The sequence below is a fragment of the Trinickia sp. NRRL B-1857 genome (assembly GCF_050470685.1).
Lineage (GTDB): Bacteria > Pseudomonadota > Gammaproteobacteria > Burkholderiales > Burkholderiaceae > Trinickia.
In genome coordinates, this window is sequence record NZ_JBFLUK010000001.1 from 3966428 (window position 1) to 3978546 (window position 12119).

Sequence of the window (12119 nt, forward strand, 5' to 3'; positions counted from 1 at the left end):
CGTCAGGCGGTCAGGGCGACGACGTGCGCGAATCCGGCACGGTACTCGGCGACAAGCCTCCGTGCGGTGAACGCCAGGCGCGTGCTATCGATCCGCAGTGCCTTCTCGATGCCTTGCGCAATCTGCTCCACGCCAACTTCACCGGGCCAATCGCTGTCCTCCCATGTGCTCGCGAACGCCGTTTGCTTGCTTTGCGTCGAGCCTCGCGCGGGATGCCGAAGATTGACGTGCGGCACGGAAAACGCCGCGGCCACGATGCTGCCGTGAAGGCTGCTTCCGCAGTAGGCGCGGCTGCCGGCAATGACGGCGCAGATATCCCAGACGTTCGGCGAAGTCATAAGCGATACGGACGGCGTTCGCATCCGTTTTCGAGCGCGGTCGTACGTCTCCAGTGTGTCATGCCACGGTGCGATACCTGCGCGGAAGAATACGACGCCCAAACCGTGCGACGCGGCTGCAAGGTCCAAGCCTCTCGCGATTTCGTCGAGCGTGCGGTCGTCGCCGAAGTCGGCGCTGAACTGAATGGCGAGATAGCCGTTCGGGCACGTGTCGCGGACGGATGACACCGCTTCCGATGCTGCATGTTCGGCGACGATGTCGCCGAACAGCTCGGCAATCATTACGGCGGGATCGGGCAGGCGTCGCGTCGCAATGCCTTCGGCTTCGAGCAGGCATTGAGTCGTCGCGTCGCGCACCGTGACGTCATCGGCATCGTGAAGCGCGCTAACGAGATCGGCCCGCATCCGCGAATCGCGCTGCGCGAGGTCGACGCCGCCGATCGCATTGAAGAGCACCCGGCGTGCGCAGGGAAAATCCGCTTTCGACAGCACATACGGCGCCCGAGCCGGCAGGCCGAAATTCGCGCGAGCCCATCCGGCCGGATCGCGCGCCCAAGCCGGCTGAGCGTCGATCGTCGCGCGTACGCGGGTTTCGGGGGCCAGCATCACGGCCGCTTCCCACGCATCGCAAGTCAGCAACTCGCCGCCGACGGGAACGATGTCGAATGGACGAACATCGCGCGAAGCGGCTTGCTTTGCGATCGCTTCGACGAGGTGGCCGCCGAAGGGGCGCAGATCGCGTTCGAGCAGGCCCGCGAACCGAAGACGCCGCTCCGGCAGCATGGCTGCCACAACGTGCGGGAACAGCAGATCGCCGAAGTTGTGCCGATCGAAGGCGCCGAAGAGGATCGTCTCGATCGGCGTGTCGCTCGTCGCGTCTTGCATGGGCTTGCCTCTAGCGGGTAGGCGCACCGGCCGTCGCGGCATCGGGTGCTCGGTCGTCAGCATCGTACGCGCTTCGACGGGCGATCACTGGCTTGGCATTGTCCGCGCCGTCGCGGGATAATCGTCCGTTCCACTTCCCCGGGGGTTGCCCATGGCCGACGTCGATCAAGATCCACACGCATCGCTGGAATGGCGCTGGAAACCGTTTGCCGATCTAACGGCCGACGAAGCGTACGACATGCTCGAGGCACGCAACGCCGTATTTGTCGTCGAGCAGCAATGTGTCTATAACGATGTCGATGGACTCGATAAAGATGCCTGGCACTTGTTTGCCTACTCGCGCGGCGACGCGGGGGACACCGCCCAAGATGGGGCGAAGGGCCCGCAGCTGGCCGGCTATCTCCGCGTGTTGTTGCCGGATGCGACGGATACCGATGTTCGCATCGGCCGCGTGCTGACGACGTCTGCATTCCGTCGCATCGGGATGGGTAGCGCGCTGCTGGCGCATGCGCTCAAACACATCGTCGCGCAATGGCCCGAGGCGGCGATCAAGCTGCACGCCCAGGCGCATCTGCAAATGTTTTATGGCGCATTCGGGTTCGAGCCGGTCTCCGAGATCCACGACGACGATGGCATCCCTCACATCTGGATGCGTTCCGTTTGAGTCTCAATGCGCTTGGACAGGCGCCGACGGACGGGCCGCGGGCGGCGTTTCGCTACGGCGCTCCTCGATCAGCCGTTCGCGTGCCGACAGCCGCATCCAGTGCCGCAGGGCAATGAGCGCACCGAACACGCTCATCATCGATCCGGGAATCCATAGCAGCAGGCCGCCGATCTGCTGATCGCGAATCGGACTGATCCAAGTGAACGCACGCCCGCAAATCGAATAGATCGGATAAAGCTCGCGCGGCGTAAAGAAGATCAGTGCGCCGAGGACGATTTGCGGCGGGATCGCCGCGACGACGATCATGATCCGTCGTCCCGGTGCCAAGCGCGCGGGCGGCGCCGGGCGCGGGTCGAGTACGAGCCACCAGAAGAGCAGGCCGTCGATCACCATGCTCCAGTTCATGATCCGATAGAGCCGCCAATCGAGCATCGCCTTGAAGTGGATCGGCGAGAGCAGCCAAAAGTAGATGAGCCCCACGAAGAGCACGACGGCGACGACGGGATGGAACACGACGTTCAGCACCGCGCGCATCGGCTGCGTGCGCACGGCAGGTCCGAAACGGCGGCGCCAGTTGAACGGGATGCCGGCGCGCAGTGCCGCGCCCGGATACGACCAGGCGATGAAGAACGGTCCGAGGTGGTGAAGCACGAGATGCTGCAACCGATGCATGAAGAACTCATGCTCGAAGAAATAATCGAGCCGCGTATGCAAGGCGATATAGAGCGCGACGAGCCCGAACCAGAACGAGATCTGGCGCAGCAGCGAGACGCGGGCGTGCTTGACGCCGCGTATATAGAGGATGGCGGCCGCGAGCACGGCGATGACGACCGTCGGCGACGGTTCCCAAGGGTCGAGCCAATAAAGCAAGTTCATCACGACTCCCGGGTTATCGATCGCGCTCGACGATGCGCTGTAGATCGTGCGCAATCGCATCGGGCGTATCGCTGCTCGTGGCGAGCAGCCGCGCGCGCCCCTCGCGATCGAAGATATAGACCGCCGAGCTGTGCGTGACCTCGTAGCTGCCGTTCGGATCGCGCTTTTCCATTTGGTAGGCGACACGATAGCGCTTCGCGAGCGACTCGACCTGCGAGTCGGTGCCCGTCAGGCCCCGAATGTGCTGAGCGTCGAACGCCGCCACATAGGCGTTGAGCGCTGGCGGCGTATCGCGCGCGGGATCGACCGAGATGAAGAGAATGCGTACTTGGCTCGCGTCGGCAGCCGGCAGCTTTTCGAGTACTTGCATGAGCCGGGCCATCGTTTCGGGGCAGACGTCCGGGCAGTGCGTGTAACCGAAATAGACAAGCGTCGTTTTGCCCCGATAGGCGTCGGCCGTCACGCTCGCACCCGTGTTCTCGGTCATTTTGAAGGCGAGGTCGGGAAGGTGCCCCGTCACATCGGTCAATTGCCAATGCCCGTCATCGTGCGAGCAGCCGGCGATCAGCGCGGCACCGGCCAAGCCGATCGCAGCGCGAACCATTCGCGCACGGGCGGGCAGTGCGGACCGGGCGCCGCGCGCGGCGCGGTGAGCAAAAGCAGCAAAAGCGAGAAAGGCCGATTCGCCGCGAGGAACTCTTTGCAGCATGCGTGACTCGAGAGAGGGCCGTCGCGCCGCGGCTCGGCCCTGACGGGCGGCGCGGGCTAGGCGGTTGCGAGCGAGCGACTATAGCGCAAATAACTAACAGTTACCGTTCACGCGGCATATGGCCGCCGCAGGCGAGGCATTATGTCGCAGGACCAGGCAACATACGGGGAAGGGAGCCGCGATGCGTTCCTAAAGGGGGCACTCGGCGTTTTCGACGCCCTCTTGCTCGAAAAGGCGACGCAGGCGCGGTAAGATGCGCAAACTTTTCCGGTTTTTCGCGGCTACGAGCCGCGCAAGACCGTCACGCGAATTAAGCTGATGCAATCTTTACCGGCTTTTCTGTCTCCGAGCGAGACGGCGTTCTTCTTCGACTTCGACGGCACGCTCGTCGAACTCGCTTCCACTCCGGACGGCGTGATCGTGCCGCCGGCCGTCGTCGATTCGCTCGCGCAACTGCGACGGCTGACGCGCGGCGCGGTGGCGGTCGTATCGGGCCGCGGCATCGAAAGCATCGACGCGTTCCTCGGCATGCCCGACTTGCCGATTGCCGGCTTGCATGGCGCCGAGCGGCGCGATGCGAGCGGCGATACGGTCAGGCTCGGCTTTAACGATGAGCGGTTACTGCGCATGGAGCGCGTGCTGGCCGAACTCGTCAACGCGCACCCGGGTACGCTGCTCGAGATCAAGGGCGCCGCGCTCGCGCTGCATTTCCGCAACGCGCCGCTGGCGGAGACGGTGGCGCGCGAGGCGACGCAACGCCTCGTCGACGAACATTCCGATGCCTATGTATTGCAGCCCGGCAAGATGGTGTTTGAAATCAAGCCGAAAAACGTCGACAAAGGGCGCGCACTCGCGGCCTTTCTCGATGAGCCGCCGTTCGTCGGACGCACGCCCGTCTTCGCGGGCGACGATTTGACCGACGAAAAGGCGTTTGCGGTCGTCAACGAGCGTGGCGGTCTCTCGATCAAAGTCGGTGCGGGCGAGACGTCGGCTCGTTCGCGCGTGCAATCCGTCGGCGCATTCGTCGATTGGCTCGCCGATATCGTCGCCGCCGCACAGCGTCCATCATGAGCCGTCTGATTATCGTTTCGAACCGGGTCGCGCCGATCTCGGAGGGCGGTCCGGCCGCGGGCGGCTTGGCAGTGGGCGTCTACGACGCGCTGAAGGAAACCGGCGGCATGTGGTTCGGCTGGAGCGGGGAGGTCGTGTCCTCGGGTCAGCCGCAGTTGCAGCTCGTCGAGCAAGGTCCCGTCACGTTCGCGACGATCGGGCTTGCGCGGCGCGACTACGATCAGTATTACCGCGGCTTCTCGAATGCGACGCTATGGCCTGCGTTCCATTACCGCGCGGACCTGATTCAATACGACGGTCACGACTTCGAGGGTTACTGGCGCGTCAATACGTGGCTGGCGCAGCAACTCGTGCCGCTGCTGCGCGCCGACGACGTCATCTGGGTACACGACTATCATCTGATTCCGTTCGCGCAGGCGTTGCGCGCGGCCGGGGTCAAGAACCGGATCGGCTTCTTCCTGCATATCCCGTTTCCGGCCGCACAGGTGTTGCTTGCCGTGCCGCCGCACCGCGCGCTCGTCGAGGCGTTGTGCTCGTTCGATCTGCTCGGCTTCCAGACGCAAGCGGACGTGCGCGCGTTCTGCGACTACGTGGTCCACGAAGCCGGGGGCGAGATCGAGGGCGGCGCGCAGGCTGGGCCGTTCGTCGCGGGCTCGCCCGCGCGCGTGCGGGCCTTCGGGCGTTCGCTGCACGCGGCCGCCTACCCGATCGGCGTCTATCCCGACGAAATCGCGCAGCTCGCGAAAGCCGGTACGCGCGGCAAGTCGGCGCGGATGATGCGTCAGACGCTGCACGAGCGCAAACTGATCATGAGCGTCGACCGGCTCGACTATTCGAAAGGGCTCGTCGAGCGCTTCCGAGCGTTCGAGCGATTGCTCGATCAGGTACCGGCCTGCCGCAACAACGTGTCGTACGTGCAAATCGCGCCGCCGACGAGGGCCGACATGCATGCGTACCAAGACATCCGGTTGCGGCTCGAATCGGAGCTCGGGCGCATCAACGGCCGTTTCGCGGAACTCGATTGGACGCCGATTCGTTATATCCATCGGCAATACGAGCGGTCGGTGCTGGCCGCACTGTTTAGGCAGTCGCACGTCGGCTACGTCACGCCGCTGCGCGACGGGATGAATCTCGTCGCGAAGGAATACGTATCCGCTCAAGACCCCGACGATCCCGGCGTGCTGGTGCTATCGCGCTTCGCCGGCGCCGCGGACGAATTGACCGGCGCGCTCATCGTCAATCCGATCGACATCGACGGCATGGCGCAGGCGCTTGCCCAGGCGCTTTCGATGCCGCTTGCCGACCGGCGCGCGCGCTATCGGGACATGATTGCCCAATTGCGCAGCAACAACGTCTCGGTGTGGCGCGATACGTTTTTACGCGATCTCGCGCACGCGCAGGAGAAGCGGCCCGCTGCGAGTCCTCCGAGCGAGAAGGCGCCGGCGGCGCGCGCGAAGGCGTCTCGCAAGCGCGTGGCGGCCTAAGCGCAAAACGTAGGCACGAAAAACTTAAGCACGAAAGAAAAGGCCCGGCGCATCGCACGCCGGGCCTTTTTCCTTGGAGCCGCCTGCCGCTTTGGTTTAGCGCTTAGGCGACGTGTTCGTCGATCTTGCGCCCGCCGGGGTGCGGCAGCAACGCTTTGCCGTGCTGCTTGGCCAGCAGATCGCGGTAGATGCCGGGGCGGTTGCGCAGCGCTTCGGGCGTGCCGTCGTCGATGACCTTACCCGCGCTCATGACGATAATGCGGTCGAAGTTTTGCAGCGTCGACAGGCGGTGGGCGATCGCGATGACGGTGCGTCCGACCATGAGCCGGTCGAGTGCCTGCTGAATCGCTTCTTCGGACGCGCTGTCGAGCGCCGAGGTGGCTTCGTCGAGCAAGAGGATCGGGGCGTTCTTCAAAATCGCCCGCGCGATGGCGATCCGCTGACGCTGGCCGCCCGACAGCTTCACGCCGCGGTCGCCGACGACGGTGTCGAATCCTTCCGGCATGGCCTCGATGAAATCCGTGCAGCGTGCTTCGCGAGCGGCGGCATGGACTTCCTCTCGGGTCGCCTCGGGCCGGCCGTAGGCGATGTTTTCGTATACCGTCCGATGAAAGAGCGCGATGTCCTGCGGCACGAGCGCGATCGCATGGCGCAAGCTCTCTTGCGTGATGGCGCCGATGTCCTGCCCGTCGATCTGGATCGAGCCGCCCTGCGTGTCGTAAAAGCGTTGCAGCAGCGCGAGGACGGTCGATTTGCCCGCCCCCGACTTACCGACGAGCCCCACGCGCTGGCCGGCTTCGATATGCAGGTCGAATTGATCGAGGATCGGTTTGCGGCGGGGGTAGGCGAACGTCACGCCCTCGAAGTCGACGCGTCCGCCGTGCGTGACGAGCGGCACCGCGTCCTCGCGGTCGGGCATCCCGTGCGGTTGCAGCAGCGTCTTGACCGCCTCGGCGAGCCGCGCGATGTGTTGCGTCACGTCGACGAGCGCCACGGCGAGGTCGCGGGTCCCATGCAAGATCGTAAAGCCGAGCGAGCTCGTCAGCACGATGTCGCCGGACGTGGCGCGGCCCTGTGTCCATAGCCAGAGCGCCCAGCCGAGCAAGCCGGCCGAGAGCAGCGCCGTGATGACGGCGTGCAACAGCCGCAGCCGCTCGAGGTAGAGCAGGCTTTGCTGGCGCGCATCCATCTCCGCCTTGACGGTTTCGCCGAAGCGGCGCTGTTCGCGCAGCGTCATGCCGAAGGCGCGCACGAGTCCCATGTTGCCGATCACGTCGACGAGTTCGCCGTCGACGGCTGCCGCCTTCGTGGCGAAGTTGTGATGCCGCGACGAGCCGCGCCCGGCGAGCTTGAACAGCACGATGGCCAAGACGCCCGAGCACAGCAAGAGGCTGCCGGCCATGACCGGGTTGACCGTGACGATCATCACGATCGCGCCGATCACGGCGATGCAAGGCGGCAGCACGTTCCACGCCATCGTGTTCTCGGACGTGTAGACCGCGTTCGAGGTGGCCGTGATGCGACTGGCGATGGTGCCCGGCTGACGTTCGGAGAAGTAGGTCGGCGAGTGGCCCGTCAAGTACTGAAACAGGTCGCGCCGCAAGTCGCCCGTCACGTCGACGAACGCGTGAGCGGCGACCCAGCCGCCGATGCGCCACAGCAAATTGTCGGCGGCAATGAGGCCGACGAGGATCGCGAACGCCCCCCAGAGCGGGCCGGGGTGATGCCGGCCCATGCCGAGCACGTCGATCAGATGCTTGATCGCGTACTGCGAGGCGAGCGCGCACGCGACGGCGGCGAACACGCTGGCCAGCACGATCGCATGGGAGACGGGGTGGCGCCGGATGTAACTAAGCAAGAACGCTAGCGGGCGGTCGGCATAGCTCGAAAGCCGGGCGTTGCGAGCGTTACGTTCGGCGACGGTCAAATGTTCCAATTGTGGTTCGTGCGAGGCACGCGAAGCGAGTGTCATCAAAAGCATAGTCTGCGTGTGGCGGACCGGCAGCCAATCTCGAGCAATAACGAGATGGCGCGGCACGCCGCCATTGTAAACATCCGCGGAACTTCCCCGGGGCTTCACGATAAGCGTTGGATACGCACAACGCCGGTTTGTCGCGGCGCATCGTCCCGGTTCCATGGAGCAAGTTCGGTGCGCGTCTCGAACGAAAGCTCGATCGAAGCTAACCGTAATTTTCCGATACAATAGCCGGTTATGTCCAAATGCCTCGGGGATACTGGCATTTGGGGGCTGGATCAGGTCGCTTAGCGTTCCTGCTTGACGTTCCTGACGTTCATCGGGTGGCGCGTTTGGGCACGCAAGCTGCGCGGGTCGTATGCGCTCGCAGGGCCGATGGGCCGATGTGCTCGGTGCTTCGGCGTACTGTAGGCAAGGTGCGGCTTACCGTGTCGGGCGAAATGTATCCGGCTTGTAACAACGTAAAGAGTTTGAAATCTCCTGCGGCGCAGCATGAAACCGGTTGGATAATCGATCCGGGTTTGCCCTAAGGGAATTTGACGCACGTCGTCAACGGTTGGGCGAGCCGTGCGTTTAACGACTGTGGCGCGTAGCCCCAAGATCGATCGAGCAGTGTCGTCGACGGCCAAGGGCGAATCGCACCTGTCCCGCGTGGGGTGGGTTGCTGCGGCCTGATGCTGGAGCGGGCGATTCGCTTCCAAACAACGTCAATACATTTGCCTGAATATTTATTAGGAGTTCATCACTATGCGGATCGCTCAAATCGCTCCTTTGCACGAGGCGGTTCCCCCGAAGCTCTACGGTGGAACGGAGCGCGTGGTCTCGTATTTGACGGAAGCCCTCGTCGAACTCGGCCATGACGTGACGCTGTTCGCGAGCGGCGATTCGAAGACGTCGGCGAAGCTCGAAGCGTTCTGGCCGCAGGCGCTGCGCCTCGACCCGTCGATCCGCGATACGATGGCTCCCCATATGCTGTTGCTCGAGGAAGTGCGCCGCCGCGCCGAGGAATTCGACGTCCTGCATTTCCACATCGACTACTACCCGTTCTCGCTGTTCTCGCGTCAGCCGGTGCCGCACCTGACGACGCTGCACGGCCGTCTGGATCTGCCCGAACTGCAACCGATCTTCAATACGTTCAACGAAGTTCCGGTCGTTTCGATCTCGGACAACCAGCGCATGCCGCTGCCGCAGGCAAGCTGGCTCTCGACGGTCTACCACGGCCTGCCGGAGAACCTGTTGACGCCGCGTAAGGATATCGAGCCGAGCTACTTGGCGTTCCTTGGCCGCATTTCGCCGGAAAAGCGCGTGGACACGGCCATCCGCATCGCCGAAAAAGCCGGCATGAAGATCAAGATCGCCGCGAAGCTCGACAAGGCCGACCGCGCCTACTACGAAGAGCAAATCAAGCCGCTGTTCTCGCTTCCGCACGTCGAATACATCGGCGAAATCAGCGAATCGGAGAAGGCCGAGTTCCTGGGCGGCGCGCATGCGCTGCTGTTCCCGATCGATTGGCCGGAGCCCTTCGGTCTCGTGATGATCGAGGCAATGGCTTGCGGTACGCCCGTGATCGCGTTCAAGCGCGGCTCGGTGCCTGAAGTCATCGAAAACGGCGTGTCGGGCTTCGTCGTCGAAGACGAACTGTCGGCTGTGGCCGCCGTCAAGCGTCTGTCGTCGCTGCCGCGCGCAACGGTGCGCAAGGCGTTCGAGGAACGCTTCACCTCGAAGGTGATGGCGCAGAACTACCTCGCTTCGTACGAAAACCTGCTGCGTCAAAAGCGCCGCACGGTACTGCGCGAAGTCGCCGCCGGTTAAGACGCGCTACCGCGCGGGCGCTTGCCCCGCGTGGTGGCTGCCGATTGCCGCAGATACGCCCCGCCTGCCTTGCGGCACGCGGGGCGTGTCGTTTTTATCGGCGCTAGAGCCCTTGGCAAGGGGAAATAGGGGCCGTTCTGTATTGCATCGTCGCCTTGAAAGTGGGAAGGCGGCACCCAAGTCCCTATAATGCTGCTGCCGCGAAAACGGCGGCGAAAACGACTGACCTTAGGAGAGCGTCTTGGCGAGAGCGACCCCCACGCGAACAGATCCGGCACCCGGTGCCGGCACATTGTTCACGCTGCGCGCCATCGGTCTCGTTTTGCTCGCGCGTTGGCTCTATTCCATGGCGCAAATGGGCTACGGCGAGTCGCTGTCGGCCATGGCGTCTTCTCCTTGGGCCTCGATCAACGGCGTCTTCTTATTCCTGCTGATCGTGCTGCCCGGCGCGCGTGCGCGTGCCGAGCGCCCGTTTCATCCGCTGCCGCAATGGTTACGGCAGGCTTTACGTCTGTTCTCGTTCTTATGCTTGCTGTTTGCGCTGTGGTTGATCGGCGTTTTCGTATGGACGGTCGGCGGTAGGCGCACGATCACCGCGATCGCCGAGACGAACGGCTGGCTCGTCGCCGCACCGGCGTTGTATGCGGCCGTTCTTTGGATCTGCCGTCCACGTGCGCTATGGCGCACGAACGCCGCCGCGCGGCGCTTTGCCATCGGTCGATATGCGGTATCGCTCGACACCGCCACCCGTACCGTCGTCGTTTGGGTGGAGAGCCGCAAGCTCGGGCAGTACGATGCGCGCGAGCTTTCCGTCAAATGGCCGGCCACGTCGGCGATCGAGCGCGAGCGACCCATTGCCCATACGCCGGCGCCTGACAACGCGCTCGCAGCCGGGGTGCAGGGCGGCGAAGCCGGCGTGCGCACTCACGGGTGGGCACGGCGTTCGCAAGTCGAACTCTTGTGGGACTCGCCGGCCGCTGTCGGCCACAATCGGCAGACGGTTTTTCGGACGAGGCTTGCAACCGAAGGCGATCGAAGCGCGGCGCATGCGCTCGACGCGACGCTGCGCCAAGTTTGAGCGCGCGCCGCGGCACTGAACCCGCGTCGCGATAGGGCGAGGAGAACGGCCGTGAAGCAACGTCGAATCGATATCGCCCGGGCTTACGACGAGCCGGGCCCGGATGGAAGGATCCGCTTTCTCGTGGACCGCATGTGGCCGCGCGGCGTCAGCAAAGCGTCGCTCGGCATCGAGGCGTGGTTGCGCGACGTCGCGCCCAGTACTGAGCTGCGACGCTGGTTCGGGCACGATCCTGCTCGCTGGGAAGAATTTCAAGCGCGCTACCGTGCCGAACTCGACGCCAATCCGGCGTCTTGGCAGCCGCTGCTCGAGGCGGCAGAACGCGGGCCCGTTACGCTGCTATTCGGCGCGCGCGACCGCGAGCACAATCAAGCGATCGTGCTTCAGGCCTACTTGGCGCATAAGCTCAAGCATCATTGATCCTTCGTTCGTTGTCAGTTTTTACCCCGCTTTGCCGATGTCGTCCTCCTCCCGAGCCACGTTGCAGTCGCTGCTTGCCGAAATCCGCGCATGCCGCGCTTGCGAGGCGCATTTGCCCCATGGACCGAGACCGGTCTTGCAAGTGGGGCGCGATGCGCGCGTGCTCGTCATCGGGCAGGCCCCGGGTGCGCGCGTGCACGCGTCGGGGGTGCCGTGGGACGACAAAAGCGGTGAGCGCTTGCGCGAGTGGCTAGGCATTGGCCCAGAACGCTTTTACGATCCGAGCGCGATTGCGCTCGTGCCGATGGGCTATTGCTATCCCGGACGCGGGACGTCGGGCGACCTGCCGCCGCGTCGCGAATGTGCCGACCTATGGCTCGAGCGAGTGCTGGCCCAAATGCCGCACATCGAGCTGACGTTGCTCGTCGGCGCCTACGCGCAGCGGCGCTTCCTTGGCGATGAACGTCGCGCGAGTCTGACCGAGACGGTCGCGGCATGGCGCGACTATGGTGTCTCGCGGATGCCGTTGCCCCATCCGTCGCCGCGCAACCAGGGCTGGTTCAAACATCATCCCTGGTTCGAGCGCGAATTGCTGCCCGTCCTCAGAGAGCGTGTGGCGAAGGCGCTGCGCGGCGAACGTCTTGCCCCAGCCGATTGAGTGTCGACTCATGCGCGTGCGATAGGTCCGCATTGCACCCATCGAGCCCGTATTTCGCGTCAGTGGCTGTCACTAATTTATCGGTTTCGAATCGACCAATCCGTCCCTCCCAGCGCATCGGCGGGCGCTTCCTCGAACAAAGCGATATG

At 64.3% G+C, this 12119-nt stretch carries 11 protein-coding genes; 7 read left to right on the forward strand and 4 right to left on the reverse strand.

Annotated features, from left to right (window positions below):
* Positions 1 to 2: 2 nt before the first annotated feature.
* Positions 3 to 1286, reverse strand: a complete 1284-nt coding sequence (locus AB1286_RS17810) for a polysaccharide pyruvyl transferase family protein (protein ID WP_430364496.1) — start codon at positions 1284 to 1286, stop codon at positions 3 to 5.
* An 88-nt stretch (positions 1287 to 1374) separates the two neighbouring features.
* On the opposite strand from AB1286_RS17810, the gene AB1286_RS17815 reads away from it, so the two are divergent.
* The gene (locus AB1286_RS17815; RefSeq protein ID WP_430364497.1) at positions 1375 to 1887 is read left to right on the forward strand and encodes a GNAT family N-acetyltransferase; all 513 of its coding nucleotides are present in this window, start codon (positions 1375 to 1377) and stop codon (positions 1885 to 1887) included.
* Positions 1888 to 1890: 3 nt separating this feature from the next.
* On the opposite strand, the gene AB1286_RS17820 is transcribed toward AB1286_RS17815, so the two are convergent.
* Both AB1286_RS17820 and AB1286_RS17825 read right to left on the reverse strand, forming a co-directional pair.
* The gene (locus AB1286_RS17820) at positions 1891 to 2763 is read right to left on the reverse strand and encodes a cytochrome c oxidase assembly protein (protein WP_430365112.1); all 873 of its coding nucleotides are present in this window, start codon (positions 2761 to 2763) and stop codon (positions 1891 to 1893) included.
* 13 nt (positions 2764 to 2776) lie between these two features.
* A complete protein-coding gene (locus AB1286_RS17825) occupies positions 2777 to 3472 on the reverse strand; it encodes an SCO family protein (RefSeq protein ID WP_430364498.1) in 696 nt (231 codons plus the stop codon).
* 318 nt (positions 3473 to 3790) lie between these two features.
* Here AB1286_RS17825 and otsB point away from each other — a divergent pair, with 318 nt between their 5' ends.
* Positions 3791 to 4543, forward strand: coding sequence for a trehalose-phosphatase (otsB, locus tag AB1286_RS17830; RefSeq protein WP_430364499.1), 753 nt, complete (start codon positions 3791 to 3793; stop codon positions 4541 to 4543).
* A complete protein-coding gene (gene otsA, locus AB1286_RS17835; protein WP_430364500.1) occupies positions 4540 to 6027 on the forward strand; it encodes an alpha,alpha-trehalose-phosphate synthase (UDP-forming) in 1488 nt (495 codons plus the stop codon). The genes otsB and otsA overlap by 4 nt, the downstream gene beginning before the upstream one ends.
* A gap of 103 nt (positions 6028 to 6130) precedes the next feature.
* Here the strand turns inward: otsA and AB1286_RS17840 are convergent, their stop codons facing one another.
* Positions 6131 to 7999 (reverse strand): ABC transporter ATP-binding protein, encoded by a 1869-nt coding sequence (locus AB1286_RS17840; protein ID WP_430364501.1) that lies wholly within the window; start codon positions 7997 to 7999, stop codon positions 6131 to 6133.
* A gap of 750 nt (positions 8000 to 8749) precedes the next feature.
* Between AB1286_RS17840 and AB1286_RS17845 the strand changes: the two genes are divergently transcribed.
* From AB1286_RS17845 to AB1286_RS17860, 4 genes are all read left to right on the forward strand, one after another.
* On the forward strand, positions 8750 to 9814 hold the full coding sequence (locus AB1286_RS17845; protein ID WP_430364502.1) for a glycosyltransferase family 4 protein: 1065 nt from the start codon (positions 8750 to 8752) through the stop codon (positions 9812 to 9814).
* 241 nt (positions 9815 to 10055) lie between these two features.
* A complete protein-coding gene (locus tag AB1286_RS17850) occupies positions 10056 to 10892 on the forward strand; it encodes a hypothetical protein (protein WP_430364503.1) in 837 nt (278 codons plus the stop codon).
* Positions 10893 to 10943: 51 nt separating this feature from the next.
* Complete coding sequence (locus tag AB1286_RS17855) at positions 10944 to 11312, forward strand: DUF488 domain-containing protein (protein ID WP_430364504.1); 369 nt, start codon at positions 10944 to 10946, stop codon at positions 11310 to 11312.
* Between the two features lie 37 nt (positions 11313 to 11349).
* The gene (locus tag AB1286_RS17860; protein WP_430364505.1) at positions 11350 to 11970 is read left to right on the forward strand and encodes a uracil-DNA glycosylase family protein; all 621 of its coding nucleotides are present in this window, start codon (positions 11350 to 11352) and stop codon (positions 11968 to 11970) included.
* Positions 11971 to 12119: the final 149 nt, after the last annotated feature.